This window comes from Ensifer sp. Root1252 (genome assembly GCF_001425885.1).
GTDB classification, from domain to species: Bacteria; Pseudomonadota; Alphaproteobacteria; order Rhizobiales; family Rhizobiaceae; genus Ensifer; species Ensifer canadensis.
The window spans coordinates 111,387-127,309 of record NZ_LMDT01000007.1; the positions used below are offsets into that span (position 1 = coordinate 111,387).

The following is a 15,923-nucleotide window of genomic DNA, read 5'->3' on the forward strand; positions in this document are numbered from 1 at the left end:
GGCTGTTTCCTTTGTAGGGTTGGCAGGGAAATGGAAAGCGTCGCTGTGATCAGTTTCGCTTTTGGGCATTGGCCAAATGAATGGCGCCCATCAACATGAGGGAAATGGCCACCAGCACGGTCGAGACCGCTGCGATGACCGGCGTGAGGTTGAAGTCGATATCTTCGAACATCTTGCGTCCGATCGACTTGCCGCCAATATCCGAGATGAAGAACGCGACCGTCGCTTCATCGAACGAAGCCAGAAAAGCGAACACGGCCCCTGCCGCCAAACCCGGTGCAATATTGGGCAGGACCACAAGGACGAAGGCCTCAAGCCTGTTGGCCCCACAGTTCAATGCTGCCAGTTCCAGCGCGGGGTCGAAACGCTGCAGCGCCGCCGTCACCGTGATCATCACGTAAGGTGTGGCAAGGACGGTATGGGCAATGAGAAAGCCGAAGAAGTTGCCCGTAAGCTGCAGCGGCGAGAACACCAGATAAAGTGCGACCCCAAGCACAATGTGCGGCACGATCATCGGCCCAAGCGCGAGAGCCTGAAGCGCCGATCTGAAGGGGAGATGCCCTCTCACGATCGCCAGCGCGGCCATCGTGCCAGTAATCGTGGCTGTCGCAGTCGTAGCAAGCGCGATCTTGAGGCTGAACCAGGTTGCCGCCATCCAGTCCGGGTCACTGAAATAGGCACGGTACCATTTGAGGCTCAACCCGCTCGGCGGAAACTCAATATAGTCCATTTCGCTGAGTGACATGGGGATGACGATGAGCGTTGGCAGCAGCAAGAAGAAGAGGACGCAACCGATCACGACAGCCAGAGTGATCATGCCGACGGTCTTGGCAAAGACGTGGAAGGCTGACGCGGCGTAATGGTCGCGAACCAGGGACAGACGATTTGGCGAACGTGCGAGATCAATGGACACTGTGCAATCCCTTGCTGAGCGAGAGCGTCTTTCGAAACAGGAAGACGAAGATGAGCGTCACGGTTAAAAGCACCGTCGAAAGCGCTGCGGCGAACGGCCAGTCGAGCAGAACAGTCGTCTGCTGTCCGATCAACGTTGCCATCAGCATAGATCCTGGGCCGCCGACCAACGCCGGCGTGATGTAAAAGCCCAGGGCAAGGACAAAGCACAGGACGCTGCCCGCAAAGACACCCGGCAGGCTGAGCGGCAAGGTGACACTGATGAATGCGCGAAACGCTCCAGCACCAAGATTGCGCGCTGCCCTGACATAGTCGGGCGGCAAGGTCCGCAATGTCGAATAGATTGGCAGGATCATGAACGGCATCAACACATGCGTCATCGCCACAATGACCGCGCCCTGCGTGTAGATCAGCTTCAGCGGTCCGTCGGTGATACCGACATCCGCCAAAAGTGTATTCACGATGCCATTGCGCTGGAGAAGAACCACCCACGCGTAGGACCTGACCAGAACCGATGTCCACAAGGGTATGAAGACGCAGGCCGCAACCACCATGGCAACGCCATGTCGCAACCGCGCCATCAGATAGGCGACGGGAAAGCCGAGAAGCAGGCTTGCAATCGTCACAACGAATGCAACCTTCACCGTGCTCGCCAACACGCCGAGATAGAGCGGCTCGGCAACAAGACGCCGATAGTGATCAAGGCTTCCGCCCTCAAAACTCAGCGCAACCAGCCGGATGACGGGATAGACGAACCCGAGGACCAGTGCGGCGACAAGTGGCGTCACCAAGCAGACCGAAACGCTACGCGAATAAAACCGTGCGGATGCCTCAGTCGATCGTGGCTGGCGTGCGGACATGGCCTGCGAAACGTCGGAAAGGCCGCTCATGCCGCATGCCTTTCCGTTTCTGGAAACAAGTGAATGGCTCCATCATCGAGCAGAAGGTCAACCTGATCCCGCTCGTGAAATGGCAATCCTCCATCGGCCGGCAGCTGTATCTGCAACACAACGTCCGGGCGGCTTTCCAGCCGTACCATGACAATATGGACAGAGCCCACAAAGACACAGGTCTCCACGACAGCCGCAAGGCAGCCCGCACCACCTTCACCACACCTGGCAACCCGAACCCTCTCCGGGCGTATTGCAAGCTTTACTGTTTGCCCGGCCGATGGGCCGACATTTCGCAGACCTTGTGAACGAATGGAAAGAACAGTGTCGTCGGAAAGACGCACCACGGCCGTGCCACCTGCGTTCTCGAGGCAACTGCCTTCGATGAAGTTCATTCGACCGATAAAATCGGCAACAAATGCGGAATTCGGGTGCCGATAGAGTTCTGTGGGAGGACCGAATTGCATCAACTCGCCGCCGGCCATAACCGCAACGCGGTCTGACATGGTCAGGGCCTCGTCCTGATCATGCGTCACATAGACGACCGTAGCGCCCAGCCGCTCTTGCAGGCGCTTGATTTCGAACTGCATCGCCTCTCGCAGCTTCTTGTCCAGCGCACCCAATGGTTCATCCATCAACAGAACAGGCGGCTCGAATGCCAGCGCTCGGGCTAATGCAACGCGCTGCTGTTGGCCGCCGGACAATTGTTGGGGGTAGCGCTGCCCATAACTTGAGAGCTGCACGAGTTCGAGCATCTCCTCGACCTGTGTGGCAATCCGCGTCCTGTTCGCTCGGCCCCGCATGCGCAACGGAAATGCGATGTTTTGATGCACCGTCAGATGCGGAAAAAGAGCGTACTTTTGAAACACCATGCCGATGCCACGCCGGTTGGGAGCAACATGCGTTACATCTCGTCCTCCAATGACGATCTTGCCGGCGCTCGGTCCCTCAAATCCCGCGATCATGTTCAGCGCGGTTGTCTTTCCGGAACCGGAAGGACCGACAAGCGAAACAAACTCACCGGCACTGATTTCAAGCGACAGGCTCGTGACGGCCCTAACACTGCCAAAATGCTTTTCGAGCCCAACAAGCGATAAATATTGACCAATCAATTCTGACTTTCCTTTCAACTGTTCCGGTGACGCTCTGTGGCGTCTAACCTCTGAAGGGCCCGTTTGACGGCCCCGTACCAACAATCCCATCGGGCGACCCGCAGGCGCAGCCAGGGCAAATCAACGGCGATGAAAAAATCCGCGCCAACCTGGCAGGCGGCACCCGTGACGATAATCAAGAAAGCTGCTAGGACTCGTTGATGCGACAAAAGCTTTGCAGAACTTTCATATTTCATTTTTGTTGCATCAAAAATTTGCATTGTCAACTAAGTGAGAGGTTTGAATGGCGGTCCATGTAAGCGAGTTGGCCAATATTGATCGTGCGGCGGAGAACCTTGGCGATGCGGCGTATCGCCAGATGAAGGAGCGGATTATCCGTGGCGTCTACCGTCCGGGGCATAAGTTGACGGTGAGGGCGGTTGCCCAGGACTTGGACGTAAGCACTACTCCTGCGCGTGATGCCATCAATCGGCTCGCAAGCGAAGCGGCGCTCGTCTATGCCGGCCCAAAGACGGTCGTCGTGCCTGTCCTTGATGCAAAAGCCCTGCAGGAGATCACGCTTATTCGGTTGGCGCTCGAGGGGTTGGCTGCGCAGCAGGCCGCCGAACATGTTGTCCCGCAGGACGTGGAGGCCCTTAGGTCTCTGCAAAAACGAATTAATTCAGCGCTTGACGCCGGGCGGTACGCAGATGCCCTGTGGCACAACAAGGAGTTCCATTTTGGGATCTTCCGGCTGGCAAAATTGCCGCACCTTGTTTCGATGATCGAAACCCTTTGGTTGCGGATCGGCCCCTCCCTGCACGATCTCTATCCAGAATTTGCAAAGGAGCGGTTTGGTGTTCACAACCACGAGGTTGCGATGGAGGCGCTCGAGGAGCGCGATGGGGCAGCCGTCCGGGCTGCAATGGAGAATGATATTCGCGACGGCTATCGGCGTCTGAGGCGAGCCTGTCGCGAAAGGGCGATTGGCTCCGCGCAATAGAGAATTTGTTGCATGGACTTGACTGTTGGGTTTTTTGTTGCAACAAAAGTGTAAAGCTCGTACAAACGACGAGCCGAATTTGTTGTTCAGAAAGCCCAAGCCATGTCAGTTCAAGGAATTCATGCCGCGCAGGCCTCGCCTGCACGGACTAAATCGACACGTCTTTTCCGTCGCGCAGTGCCGGTTTTTCCCGGTGGTGTGACCCGCGCCACGGTAGAGAAAGATCCTATCCCGTTTTACGTCGCGTACGGGGAGGGCGCCTATCTGGTTGACGTCGATGGCAATCGTCTCCTCGACCTCAACAATAACTTTACGACCCTTATTCATGGACACGGCTTCGAGCCGGTCCGTCAGGCTGCAAGCGATCTTATGCGGACGGGAACGTGCTTTGCCAACCCGACGCAACACGAGATCGGGCTTGCCGAGTTGCTTGTTGATCGTATCCCGGCCATCGAACAAGTGCGCTTCGTCAACAGCGGCACCGAAGCGGTGATGTTCGCAATCAAAGCCGCGCGCGCATTCACGGGCCGGCCTGGAATTGTCAGGGTCGAAGGGGCCTATCACGGCGCTTATGATTGGGCCGAGGCCGGGCAGGCGTTGGCGTCAAACCCAGACGATCGGGCAGCCATCCCACGGGCAATACCTGCCTACCATGGCACTCCTGTCAGTGTCGCCGATGACGTCCATCTCATTCGCTTCAACCACGTGGACGGACTTGAGCAACGCCTACACGCCTTGCGTGACCGTGTCGCCTGCGTGTTGATCGATCCGATGCCCAGCCGCGCCGGTCTTCTTCATCCCAATGCCACCTTCATCGAGGCACTGAGCTCGGCTGCACGCAAGCATGGCATTCTCATCATCGCCGATGAGGTTCTCAATCTCAGGCAGGGCTACGCAGGAGCCTCGCCGCGATACGGGCTCACCCCCGATCTCGTCACTGCCGGCAAAATCATCGGTGGTGGGTTCCCGATCGGTGCGATCGGTGGACGTGAAGAGATCATGCGGGTTTTCGGTACGCAGGTGAACAAGCCTCTGCTGCTGCAGGGCGGCACATTTTCCGCCAATCCCGTCTCCATGGTCGCCGGTCGCGTCGCAATGGAAGCAATGACACATGATAGCTTCAATCACCTGGAGGCGCTTGGAGAACGGCTGCGTGACGGCCTTCGAAGCAGCATCAGCCGCGTTGACGCGCCATTCTCTGTCACCGGCGCAGCTTCGCTGTTTCGAATACACCCCAAAACCAATGCACCAACCGAGTTTCGAGAAGCTTTGCTGAGCGATGCGGAAGGCCTCGTGATGAGGGGGCTTGCACGGCATTTCCTTCAACGCGGCATCCTCCTTCCCCATGGCGCCGCAGCCAGCCTTTCGACACCAATGACCAACAGCGACATCGACCTCATCCTCGCTGCCTTCGATGATTTCCTGAGTGTTCACGCCGCCAACGAGAGGGCGCAATCATGACCAATGCCGCAACTGAAACTGTCGCCGAGCGCATTGCCCGCATCCTTTGCCGCCACCAGGTGGAAGTCATCTTCGCCCAGAGCCTTCCCTCGGCAGTTATTCTCGCAGCGGAGGCGGCCGGCATCAAACAGATCGCCTATAGGCAAGAAAACATGGGCGGGGCGATGGCCGACGGATATGCCCGCATATCAGGCAAAGTCGCTGTGGTTGCTGCCCAGAACGGTCCTGCCGCGACACTTCTTGTCCCGCCTCTTGCGGAAGCCTTAAAGGCGAGTGTTCCGATCGTTGCGCTCGTTCAGGATGTCGAACGCGACCAGGCGGACAGAAACGCATTCCAGGATTTCGACCAGATCGCGCTCTTTCAATCCTGCGCCAAATGGGTCCGGCGCGTTCAAGTCCCAGACCGGATTGACGACTATATCGACGCCGCCTTTACCGCAGCTGCATCCGGCCGCCCGGGGCCAGCAGTCTTGCTCCTACCTGCCGATCTGTTGCGCGCGCCGGCTCAGCCGGCCACCCTTCCGAGATCAAAATGCCTCGGCCGATGGCCACTTGATCGCACGCGTCCCTCTGAAGAAGCCCTCGATGAGGTGGCACGGCGAATTGCATCGGCGAAGGCTCCTATCATCGTTGCAGGTGGCGGCGTGCATGGCTCAGGCGCCGCAGAAGAGCTGACAGCCTTGCAGCATGAAGCAAGCCTGCCGGTGATAACCACTAATATGGGCAAGGGGGTGGTCGATGAGTTTCATCCCTTGTCAGCCGGTGTCCTTGGATCATTGACCGGCCCACGCTCGCTCGGACGTCACTCGCTGCCTTTGATTGAAGAAGCTGATCTTGTCCTTCTGGTCGGTACGCGAACCAATCAAAATGGAACGGACAACTGGCGCCAAATTCCAACCTCTGCGACAATCGTACATATCGATGTCGATCCGGCAGAGATCGGACGGAATTATGAGGCAATCCGCCTCGTTGGCGACGCCGCGGAAACACTTTCGGCCCTTCGGGAAGCACTTGGTCGCGTCGACCTTACGCGTCGCAATAGTGATCGTGCGCGATTGGAGGAGCGCATCAAAGGCTTCTGGACCGCGTTCGAACGTGATCGTTTAGACGTTTCAACCGCGACTTCCGGGCCCATCCGTCCGGAAAGAGTGATGGCCGAGCTTCAGTCCCTACTGACCGCTGACATGATGGTCGTCGCCGATGCCTCCTATTCCTCGATGTGGGTTGTCGGGCAGTTACGTGCACCAGGCGTCATGCGGTTTATCACGCCTCGCGGTCTCGCAGGACTTGGTTGGGGTGTGCCGCTCGCGATCGGCGCTAAGGCTGCCCGTCCACAAAGCCCTGTCGTTGCTCTCGTTGGCGATGGCGGCTTCGCCCATAGTTGGGCGGAGCTCGAAACCATGGTGCGCATGCAACTTCCCGTTCTCATCATCGTTTTGAACAACGGCATCCTTGGTTTCCAACGGGATGCGGAGACCGTGAAATTCGGCAGATACACCACGGCATGCCATTTCGCCGACGTCGACCATGTGCAGATCGCCAGGGCTTGCGGCTGCCCCGCGGTCCGCGTTGAAGATCCTTGTGATCTGGCCGATCTGCTCAAAAGCAGCATCAATGCTGAGGGACCAATGTTGATTGAGGTCATGACAGACCCGGAAGCACATCCTCCTCTTTCTCTCTTTGCCAATATGGATGCGGCAGCATGACAAATCGCCAAACGGAAAGGATCGCCGTGGTGACCGGCGGCACGACAGGTATTGGGCTGGCAACAGCCCAATACCTTCTCGCACGCGGCCACCGGGTTGCGATCTTCGGTCAAAACGAAGGGCATGTGCGAAACGCCAAAGACGATCTTACCCGTGAATTTGGTGCTGAGCGCCTGTTCGCGCGCACCGTTGATCTCGTGCAACCACCTCAGATCACCACATTCTTTCGTGAGCTCGAGCAAAGCTGGGGAAGTGCTGGTGTTCTCGTTTGCAATGCCGGGGTCTCGCCGAAGGGTGTCGACGGTCCGTCCCCCTTCGATGAGGTCGACCTTAAAGAGTGGAACTCAGTTCTTTCGGTCAATCTAACCGGTGCAATGTTGTGCTGCCAGGCGGTGTTGCCAGGCATGGTCCGGCATGGATTCGGACGCATCGTGTTCGTTGGTTCGATCGCCGGGCGAACGCTTCCCCGCATCGCCGGTAGCGCTTACGTAACCTCTAAGGCAGCAATGGCTGGTCTCGCGCGTTCGCTTGTCTGGCCTTATGGCGCTCACGGTGTCACAGCCAACGTCGTTGCTCCGGGCAGAATTGCGACCGCCATGGCCGGTGCTATCAGCGCGCCAACCAATCAGGCGGCTATTGCGCGCATTCCCGCTGGCCGAATGGGCGTCCCGAACGAAGTTGCCGCTGCCATAGGCTTTCTCGCCGGCGATGAAGCCGCCTTCGTCAACGGGGCAATCTTGGATGTCAATGGCGGCGAGTACGCGCCAGCGTGAGGCTGGGCGTTTTCCGCAAAGGGGGGACAGATGAACGGGCGAATAGTTATCCATACCGAAGACGCGGAGCTTTACCTGCTTCTTAAACACATCCTCACGCTTGAAGGTTTCTCGGCTGAAAACACCAACCGTTTGAGCGAGCTGCTAAGCCGCGTTCATCTTGCCCCACCGCTGGCGGTCATTGTCGACGGCTCTGATCCCGACATGAATGCATCTGCCGTCTGCGCCCGCATCAGGGCCAACACAAAGCCTGAGGCAAAGGTTGTGTCTCTCGTGAATACGGCGAACGGCGGCGACGGTCATCACCTGGCCGCGTCAACCGGGGACTGCATCATACACCGTCCGTTCAATCCAGAGCGGCTGCTTGCATTTCTGCGCGGTTTGCGCGCCGATGTGGCGGCGCGATCCAGCACGCAAACACCAACGATACTGCGTTACGCCGACATCGAAATGAACCTCAGTCGGCTTCGCGTCGAGCGAGACGGCCAACCGGTCCTTCTGTCGGCACTCCAGTTTCGTCTGTTGCTGTGCCTGATGCGGGCTCCCGACGTTGTCCATACGCGCGATGACCTAATTGCCGCTGCTTGGCCACCCGATGCAGAGGTCGAACCGCGAACCGTTGATATTCACATTGGACATATAAGACGAGCAATGAAGCGGGCGGGGGCTGATGTCATTCGAACCGTTCGCTCTGTCGGGTACGCGCTTTACCTGCCATCGCATTGACTGAGCGGATTTAATGGCTATGCCACACCTCTTCCTATTTGTGATCTTCGGCCGGCGAATCCAGGCGTGATTTCGGGACGAACCCCAACGTGAATCCAAAGAGCCGCCCGATCTTGGCAACCGTGTCGACAGTCGGATTTGCTTTCCCGGTTTCAATCTCAGCGACTTGTCTGCGAGTAATGCCTGTCAGTTCCGAAAATTGTTTTTGGTTCAAACCAAGTGCCCTTCGGATCTCAGAAACAGCCTGGGGAAGGCGCAGATCCCCAGCCGCCGCTCTTTCAGCCAGGCGCCGTCTCAATTCCCTCGTTTCTTCCTTGGTGGGTTTCTTCCATCGAGGCATATTCTCACACCCCCGGCGCTGAAGCGGCTGCGTCCAGCACCTTTCCAACAAGCTCGGCGCACCCTGACATGGCGAAATCCACGACTTCCGCAGGCACTCCCATTGCCAGCGATATTTTCGGTGCGTTGGCAAGCCGCTCTGCAAACGTCGCCATCTCCCCAAGAAGCGCGGCCGCTGCTCTCTCGTCCTCCATGAAAACTGCACCGCAGACCTGCCACCAATCAGGATCGCTGTCGCGGTGTGTGTGGCGCATCACTCCCCATCTCGTCGATCTGGCGATGCCTTCGATCGCAAGACGCATCGGTGCGAAATCGAACAGCGGCGCAAGCGTGATGCCTCCACCAGGAGTCTTGCGCAGAGCGGTGTTCCGTCCATGGTTGTCAGGATTGCCCATCGCTCTATTGGTGAGATCGCGTTTCGCGTATTCCACGATATCGATGAATGGTTGGTCCGAATGGCGCTTCAAGACATTCACATAGTCTTCGTGGTCGGCGTTGTGTCCGAACTGCGCGACGCCAATGCTAGAAACCATGCTTTCCTGGCCGAAGCGGCATAGCAGCCCTCCTTGGATCTCCCGATCAAAGCGCGGGATCATCAACACCCCTTGCTCATAGGCCGAGACTTCATGAACCCGCAGGCCGAGCTCTTTGGCAACGCGCGAATAGCCGGATTCCGCCTCCAGGATCAGCCGATCGCGTTCGTTGCTGCTCCTGAGTAGTTTTACGATTACGTGTCGGATGGCTTCATCGTCCTTCACAAACGCGTCTGGATAATAGAGACCATCGACCGCTTGTGTTAGAGCGACCTTCGGCCATTCGCCTTGCAGGCCGCTCGATCCTGAGGCGATCAGGCCGAACCGGTCGACGACTTCGATGAATTTTTCGCTGCGATTGAAGATGTCGTCTTCAGTGACCCCAGTGCGCGTCACGTTCTTAAGGCGTTCCCGTTCAGCCTCCGCTGCCTGCTTGATGCGGACATTGCCCACCGGGCTGCCCGCTGCTCTCAGAAGGAGTGGGAGGTCGGATTCACGGTCATCCACACGCAGCCCAAGATGCTCCGCGAGCTTACGTCGCGCGTGCCCCTGTGGCATGAGGTCTAGTAGGAAAGGAGGCCAAGTCGCCAGATATCGACTCTCAAGGTCTACAGGGAACCTGACAGACATGGCTCTGGCGTCGCCTACCTCACCGTTGGCACTATAATCTGCGGCGGCGAAATTTGCGAAATAGTCGATGTCATACTCAACGATCGACGGCCCCCGGTAACCAAGCTGGGCGTCGAGGATCTCAATTGTGCCGCATTCGCGCCAGTCGCCGCTCCAGAATGCTTCGACAGTCAAACGCATTTAATAATCCCCTTTAAGGGATACATTAATAAAGCTTTCGGTTTTTTCCAACCCATCAAAAGGGTCTGTTTTGGTCGAGTTTTACTACGGAGAAGGACTGAACACAGAATTCGACTGCGTCGAGCGTCGCTACGCTTCTATCCAGGATGCGCACCTTGCGTGGCGTCCCAGTGCACACCTTACGATCTCTCAGCGTTGAGAATACGCCAGACCAGAATTTGGAGTTATCGCCACGCACTTCAGTTCAGGCATCCAGGGCGCAATGAGCGGCGGTTGTCGCGGTCTGCGGCCATAGAGAGCAACTGCGGCGGCGACATCCTCCTCTGGCGCCAAGTCCCTCGCTCCTTGCGGGCACAGGGCGATTTTGACGCCACAATTATGCAGCTTCTCCCCATTGATCGTAGCAAGCGCAGCCGTTCATCGGCGGTTCAGGCCAACTAGTTCAGTGTGATAGCCAGTTAGGAGGAGTTTGCGATGAAAAAGCTCTTATCCGCCCTCGCAGCGATTGGCTTAGCTGCGTCTTTCGCCTTACCGCTAAGCGCCGCTCCGATTTTCGTGCCAAAACCCGAACAAGTACAGACCAGCACTGTCGAACAGGTCAGCCACTGGCGTCATCGTCAATGGCGCGCGGATCGTCGGTGGGATCGCCGCTGGGATAGGCGGCACGCTTGGCGTTCCTGCGGTTACTACGGCAGGTGCTACCCGCGCCATTACGGGTACTACGACGGCTACCGCGACCATTACCGCTACCAGCGTCGATCGGGCGTCACAATCTACTTTAATTTCTAGCGGGCTAGCGCGCACAGCACTGCGGCACGTCAATGCACCGACCCCGCGCGTCGTTGGGCGGCGCACATATCGCTCGCCTTGCTCGAGAAAAAAGCCGACGAAGTGAGAATCCTAGAACCGGTCGACAGACGCCCGATCCTCTTCTCATCGTCACCGTCGAACCAACCCTTTAAGTCTGTTGCAATCGGCATAGATCCTCCTGCAGGAGGATGCCGCGATGTCAGAAGAATGGCCGATGTATATTTTGCAGTGTGTTGTTGTGATCGGCCTCGTAGGAGCTCTGTTCATCAGGGCAGACTAAACCTCGATAAATACTGCTTCCTGCTTCGACATCTGCTCAGGTCCGCCATTTCGGCGTGCGCTTTGCGTTGTGTAGCAACTCGCGGGCAGTAGCAAAGTGACCGAATAGGTACCTAAGCCTCTTCTCCTCCTCGTAGCAGAGGCGGTGTTTTTTGCAGAAATCGGTCACTGACCAGACTTTCGTTGCTGCCTCAGCAGCAAGTTTCTCGGTTTCTATACGCTCCATGTCGACCTCCCGGCGATTTACATTCGACCACCCTACTAAAGTCTAATGTAGCGGGAAATAAACTAAGACATAGCCACTTTGGGCTATCCCAGTTGTGGCGGCGCGCCTCCTCTCGCAAAACGGCGATTGAGCGGCCGCTCTCCTGTTTACAGGATCGAGCGGCCGCCTTTGTTATTGCGCCGGTGTTGTCGTCGACGGCTGGGTGGTTGACGGTTGGGTAGTCGATGGCTCCGTCGACGGCGTCGTTGTCGATGGCTCGGTAGTGGACGGAGTTGTTGATGGTGCGGTCGTAGTCGGCTCCGTAGTGGATGGAGTCGTGGTGGACGGAGTAGTTGTAGACGGCGCTGTTGACGGTTCCGTAGTGGTTGCCGGCGGAGTTGCCGTTTCTGTCGCGGTGTCGTTCGTCCCTGGCATTAGGAACATCACCGCCAAGATGATGATCACAACAGCGACGACTAGGCCAATTACGGTATTCCGGTTCATGCAGACCCCTCCTAAGTGTGGCTTTCACTTAGGTACATGGAGCGCAGCTTGGGGTTTTCAATGTGGGAAGCCAATGCACGACAAGCTTGGGCGGCATTGGTCTAATAGCGGTGAAGGCAAAGGCTCTGCCTCCCTTCACCTTCCAGCAAACACTTTCCACTCACACTAAGTCGTCTTGCGATCTTTCAGCGTTGAAAATACTCCAAACCAGAATTTGTAGTCATCACTACGCGCCTCAGTCCAGGCGTCCAGTGCGCAATAAGCGGCGGCTGTCGCGGCCTGCGGTCCATAAAGATCGATTGCGGCGGTGACCGCCTCCTCGGCTCTGAAATTTTTCCAGATGCCGTCCTTACCGGCCGTATCGCTGATGCCGGACGATTTAACGAGAATTTTGGACAAGCTCAATCTCCCTGCTGTCCGGCAGGTGATGTTGATGTTGCCGGACGTTGGAACTCCGTATCCGTGAGCCACAGAAGCCGCTTGGCGGTTCTTATCGTGTCGTCCCTGGCAACATTATTCGACAACGAACGCTTGTCCTCGTCGACTATCGATAGCCCTAAGATAGCGGCAAAGCTCAGGCTTTGGCAATCTTTTGTTGCATCAATGATTGCGAACATTATTGCAAAATCCAAACATATAGCGAAATACACAGTACAATTTGAGGGGTGCAGCGAGTTGGTGGGTTCTGATAGTAAGTTAGTTTGTGACATCAAAATCATGAGGCAACGATGAAACGCCAGCGAAGAACAGCCGCGGAGGCTGCGCAATGAAACCTCTGATCCTTATCTGCCCGCGCAACGTGGACATCTACCTCCTGCTCACGCACATCCTGAACGTCGATGGCTTCCGAACCGTGCTGGCCAGTGAAGAAGAGGTCGTCGAGAAAGCAGCGGCGATGAAGCCGGAGGTGATTATCCTGGATACAGGCACAGACGCGGCATCGACTTTAAGGACAGCCGCGGCGATCAGATCCAACGAGATCACTGCCGCAATCCCAACGATCGCCCTCGTTGCAGCCGGCGAGGAGCGGCATTATCTGGATCTATTGAAGGCCGGCGTAGATGAAAACTTCGTTCGGCCCGTGTTGCCCATTAGGCTATTGAATTATCTTCATTCTCTTTCAAAACTCGCCGCACGGCAGGCGGCAACAGAACCGCCGTTGACGAACACGCTGGCGGATACATTGGCGTTTGGAGGATTGAAAATTCGGGTGGGGCGGCGGCTGGTGATATATGAAGGGCGCGAGCTGCAACTCGGACCAATCGAGTTCAAGTTGTTGAGCCGGCTTCTCGAGGCTCCCGGCAACGTCTTCTCCCGCCAACAATTGATCGAGGTCGCCTGGCCGCCAAACCTCTATGTTCAGTCGCGCACCGTCGATGTGCACATCGGCCACCTGCGTCGTTCGCTGCGACGCCTGACCGGCGGCAATCTCATCCGCACAGTCAGGGCGTCAGGCTACGTCGTGGAACTTAAGCCGTCTATAGGAGAAGGTTGATTTAGTAATACTGAATGTCTTGAATTTAGTATCTTATAAATCAGTAAAATGTGAGTTATTGTTTAAGCTACTGTTTTTGTATTTTGCAGAAGATTCAAAAATATTTGCACAATGCTTCGTTGAATAGGATCGTTACAACAGCCAGTCTCCACTCAATTCATGTTCTGGAGGCACGAAATGTCGATAACCACTAAAACCGGTCCGAACGGCGTAAGTAGGAGCCTTCGCCGGAATACCGATAGTCTCATCCGCCATTCGCGAAGCCACTTCGATGCTGCGCATTTCCATGGGCTCATGGCCCTCTATGCGCGCCCTTCAGTCGGTCGAGCTGTCGTTCTACCGCATGAAGGCGAGCGCCGTGTCGTTGATTTCGTGCGCTGCTCCTATCTAGGGCTCGATAATCATCCGAAGATTATCGATGGCGCAATCGAAGCGCTGATCAATTATGGAGCCTTGCATTGGTCTTGCGCGCGAACCCGCCTCAATTTCGCGATCATCGGCGAACTCGAGTTGGCCCTGTCAGAGTTGTTCGATGCGCACGTGATTGCGTTCAGCACTGTGCTGGCCGCAAACATGAGTGCACTTCCGTTGATCGCTTCCGGTCACCTGACAGGTGGCGCCAAGCCCGTGATGGTTTTTGACCGCCTCGCCCATGCGACGCTTGCCTATCACAAGGGAACGCTCGCTGGTGAAACCAAGGTCGAAACGATTGAGCACAATGACATCGAAGCGCTCGAGGCACTTTGTAAAAAAAATCCTGCAGTTGCCTACATTTGCGACGGCGTCTATTCCATGGGAGGTTGTGTCAAGCTCGAACAACTGCGCCAGTTGCAAGACCGTTACGGCTTGTTCCTCTATGTCGACGACGCCCACGGCATCTCCATCTTCGGAGGCAACGGCGAAGGCTTTGCCCGGTCACAGATTGACGGGTCGCTCGGTGACCGCACGATTATTGCAGCATCTCTGGGCAAGGGTTTTGGCGCCTCAGGCGGGTTGCTGATGCTCGGCAACGACCACCAGGAGCAGCTCTTTCGACGGTTCGGGGTTGCTCATGCATTTTCTGCATCTTTGAATGTAGCGGCGATCGGCGCTGCACTCGCATCCCAAGCCTTGCACCGCACGCCGGAACTCCAAAATCTGCAGCTTGAGCTGCAGTCACGCATTGCTCTGTTTGACTGCCTCGTTCCAACCCAGCAGCGCGGTTCCTCTCTGCCGATACGAACAGTCGAGATCGGTGACGAATTAAGAGCAATCGCGGCGGCGAGAACTTTGCTGAATAGAGGATTCTACACATCGGCAATTTTCTTTCCGACCGTTCAAAAAGGCCGCGCCGGATTGCGCATATGTCCGACAGCGGGACACAGCGAGGGCGATATCAAGGCAATCGGCGAAGCGATCGTTGCCGTCCTCGAAGAGTTCGAGCAAGCGGGGGTGGGCTCAAATGCTGACTTCCAACGCTAAATTCGGCTTACCCACGACCGCCAGTGAGCTGTGCATTGAGGTTCCAGGCGCCGCATATGTCGTCAGACGCCTGGCAGAACGTCCCGCACTTGGCCAACTGCTCCAGACGGACGACGGCGACCTCATTAAATTTGTCGCTGGCGGGAAGATCACAATGTGGGCGCGCGGCAAACGATTGTTTCTGTTTGTGGAGGCAAGTGACCTCCTCACGCGTATCGCGATCGAAGACGTTCTGGCCGTGGAGCTTAGTTCCATCCACCCGACGCTTCCGACCTTGCTGCTGTGGCATGCCGCCAAGTGCGCTCGCCTGCAATTTCCGCACCATCGTGAACAAGGGCGACCTTCAATTCCAGTGCGCGAAACATGGGGTTACTCACGCCAGTGAGGCCGCCGCTTCCGCCTCAACCCAATGGAGTGAACCGACTATGATCAATAAAAGTCTATTGGCGCTCAAGGCGAGCTGGCCTGTTTCAGTCTTGCAAAAAGCGTATCCGATATCTCGAATTCGCGGGCCTTGCCCCGTCCGAGCGCGTTCTTCGCCCAGCCTTCCCTCAAAAGGCCGCGGGCAACCAGCTGGTCGATCGGCTCTGCCGCTCCGCCCCGCGTCAATCCTGTCTTTTCCGTGATGTTTGTCAGCGTCAGCGGGATGTTGGCCAGGTGCAAGGTATAAAGCAGGCTCAGCATTCCCAGCTGCTTGAGGCGAGCCTGCGGGGTCTCTCCCTCTACCGGATTGTCCATGATCTCGCTCATTGCGAGCGACGAAAACGTAATGCTCTGCCAGCGGGCGTCAAATGACGTTGGCATGGATTTAACTGTCATTTTTGTGACACGCAGGCGATCTGACAAATCGCTCCCCCATGGTCTCTCTAGTTGCTCCGCGAGGTTTTCGCATGGTTTTCAGCATCTCTAAGATCGTCCTATCCGG

Annotated in this window: 18 protein-coding genes; 9 read left to right on the forward strand and 9 right to left on the reverse strand. The window is 56.8% G+C overall.

What is annotated here, in order from left to right:
* Positions 1-49: 49 nt before the first annotated feature.
* The 3 genes from ASD02_RS09815 to ASD02_RS09825 all read right to left on the reverse strand — a co-directional run bounded on the left by ASD02_RS09815 (position 50) and on the right by ASD02_RS09825 (position 2,914).
* Positions 50-817: an ABC transporter permease gene (locus tag ASD02_RS09815; RefSeq protein WP_057215333.1), complete on the reverse strand. Its 768-nt coding sequence runs from the start codon at positions 815-817 to the stop codon at positions 50-52.
* An 85-nt stretch (positions 818-902) separates the two neighbouring features.
* On the reverse strand, positions 903-1,772 hold the full coding sequence (locus tag ASD02_RS09820; RefSeq protein WP_156408008.1) for an ABC transporter permease: 870 nt from the start codon (positions 1,770-1,772) through the stop codon (positions 903-905).
* Between the two features lie 26 nt (positions 1,773-1,798).
* Positions 1,799-2,914 (reverse strand): ABC transporter ATP-binding protein, encoded by a 1,116-nt coding sequence (locus ASD02_RS09825; protein ID WP_057220627.1) that lies wholly within the window; start codon positions 2,912-2,914, stop codon positions 1,799-1,801.
* Positions 2,915-3,197: 283 nt separating this feature from the next.
* On the opposite strand from ASD02_RS09825, the gene ASD02_RS09830 reads away from it, so the two are divergent.
* The 5 genes from ASD02_RS09830 to ASD02_RS09850 all read left to right on the forward strand — a co-directional run bounded on the left by ASD02_RS09830 (position 3,198) and on the right by ASD02_RS09850 (position 8,562).
* Positions 3,198-3,896, forward strand: a complete 699-nt coding sequence (locus tag ASD02_RS09830; protein WP_057215234.1) for a GntR family transcriptional regulator — start codon at positions 3,198-3,200, stop codon at positions 3,894-3,896.
* Positions 3,897-3,998: 102 nt separating this feature from the next.
* On the forward strand, positions 3,999-5,357 hold the full coding sequence (locus tag ASD02_RS09835; protein ID WP_057215239.1) for an aspartate aminotransferase family protein: 1,359 nt from the start codon (positions 3,999-4,001) through the stop codon (positions 5,355-5,357).
* Entirely contained in the window at positions 5,354-7,063 is a 1,710-nt protein-coding gene (locus ASD02_RS09840; RefSeq protein ID WP_057215242.1) for an acetolactate synthase catalytic subunit, read from the forward strand. Before ASD02_RS09835 ends, ASD02_RS09840 begins: the two co-directional genes overlap by 4 nt.
* The gene (gene fabG / locus ASD02_RS09845) at positions 7,060-7,836 is read left to right on the forward strand and encodes a 3-oxoacyl-ACP reductase FabG (RefSeq protein WP_057215245.1); all 777 of its coding nucleotides are present in this window, start codon (positions 7,060-7,062) and stop codon (positions 7,834-7,836) included. Before ASD02_RS09840 ends, fabG begins: the two co-directional genes overlap by 4 nt.
* A 30-nt stretch (positions 7,837-7,866) precedes the next feature.
* Positions 7,867-8,562, forward strand: coding sequence for a response regulator transcription factor (locus tag ASD02_RS09850; protein ID WP_057215250.1), 696 nt, complete (start codon positions 7,867-7,869; stop codon positions 8,560-8,562).
* Positions 8,563-8,596: 34 nt separating this feature from the next.
* Here ASD02_RS09850 and ASD02_RS09855 read toward each other — a convergent pair whose 3' ends face one another.
* Positions 8,597-8,902, reverse strand: coding sequence for a helix-turn-helix transcriptional regulator (locus ASD02_RS09855; protein WP_025428883.1), 306 nt, complete (start codon positions 8,900-8,902; stop codon positions 8,597-8,599).
* A gap of 4 nt (positions 8,903-8,906) precedes the next feature.
* On the reverse strand, positions 8,907-10,244 hold the full coding sequence (locus ASD02_RS09860) for a HipA domain-containing protein (RefSeq protein WP_057215252.1): 1,338 nt from the start codon (positions 10,242-10,244) through the stop codon (positions 8,907-8,909).
* 474 nt (positions 10,245-10,718) lie between these two features.
* Between ASD02_RS09860 and ASD02_RS39685 the strand changes: the two genes are divergently transcribed.
* Positions 10,719-11,033: a hypothetical protein gene (locus ASD02_RS39685; protein ID WP_082555506.1), complete on the forward strand. Its 315-nt coding sequence runs from the start codon at positions 10,719-10,721 to the stop codon at positions 11,031-11,033.
* A gap of 337 nt (positions 11,034-11,370) precedes the next feature.
* On the opposite strand, the gene ASD02_RS39690 is transcribed toward ASD02_RS39685, so the two are convergent.
* The 3 genes from ASD02_RS39690 to ASD02_RS38130 all read right to left on the reverse strand — a co-directional run bounded on the left by ASD02_RS39690 (position 11,371) and on the right by ASD02_RS38130 (position 12,659).
* Entirely contained in the window at positions 11,371-11,559 is a 189-nt protein-coding gene (locus ASD02_RS39690) for a hypothetical protein (RefSeq protein WP_057206313.1), read from the reverse strand.
* 648 nt (positions 11,560-12,207) lie between these two features.
* Positions 12,208-12,441: a hypothetical protein gene (locus tag ASD02_RS09870; RefSeq protein WP_057206315.1), complete on the reverse strand. Its 234-nt coding sequence runs from the start codon at positions 12,439-12,441 to the stop codon at positions 12,208-12,210.
* Positions 12,442-12,443: 2 nt separating this feature from the next.
* Positions 12,444-12,659, reverse strand: a complete 216-nt coding sequence (locus ASD02_RS38130; protein ID WP_156408000.1) for a hypothetical protein — start codon at positions 12,657-12,659, stop codon at positions 12,444-12,446.
* Positions 12,660-12,808: 149 nt separating this feature from the next.
* On the opposite strand from ASD02_RS38130, the gene ASD02_RS09875 reads away from it, so the two are divergent.
* The 3 genes from ASD02_RS09875 to ASD02_RS38135 all read left to right on the forward strand — a co-directional run bounded on the left by ASD02_RS09875 (position 12,809) and on the right by ASD02_RS38135 (position 15,383).
* Positions 12,809-13,537: a response regulator transcription factor gene (locus tag ASD02_RS09875; RefSeq protein WP_057220628.1), complete on the forward strand. Its 729-nt coding sequence runs from the start codon at positions 12,809-12,811 to the stop codon at positions 13,535-13,537.
* 177 nt (positions 13,538-13,714) lie between these two features.
* On the forward strand, positions 13,715-14,998 hold the full coding sequence (locus ASD02_RS09880; protein WP_057220629.1) for an aminotransferase class I/II-fold pyridoxal phosphate-dependent enzyme: 1,284 nt from the start codon (positions 13,715-13,717) through the stop codon (positions 14,996-14,998).
* A complete protein-coding gene (locus ASD02_RS38135; RefSeq protein WP_156408001.1) occupies positions 14,979-15,383 on the forward strand; it encodes a hypothetical protein in 405 nt (134 codons plus the stop codon). The genes ASD02_RS09880 and ASD02_RS38135 overlap by 20 nt, the downstream gene beginning before the upstream one ends.
* A 65-nt stretch (positions 15,384-15,448) precedes the next feature.
* On the opposite strand, the gene ASD02_RS09890 is transcribed toward ASD02_RS38135, so the two are convergent.
* The gene (locus ASD02_RS09890) at positions 15,449-15,802 is read right to left on the reverse strand and encodes a MarR family transcriptional regulator (protein ID WP_057206320.1); all 354 of its coding nucleotides are present in this window, start codon (positions 15,800-15,802) and stop codon (positions 15,449-15,451) included.
* Positions 15,803-15,923: the final 121 nt, after the last annotated feature.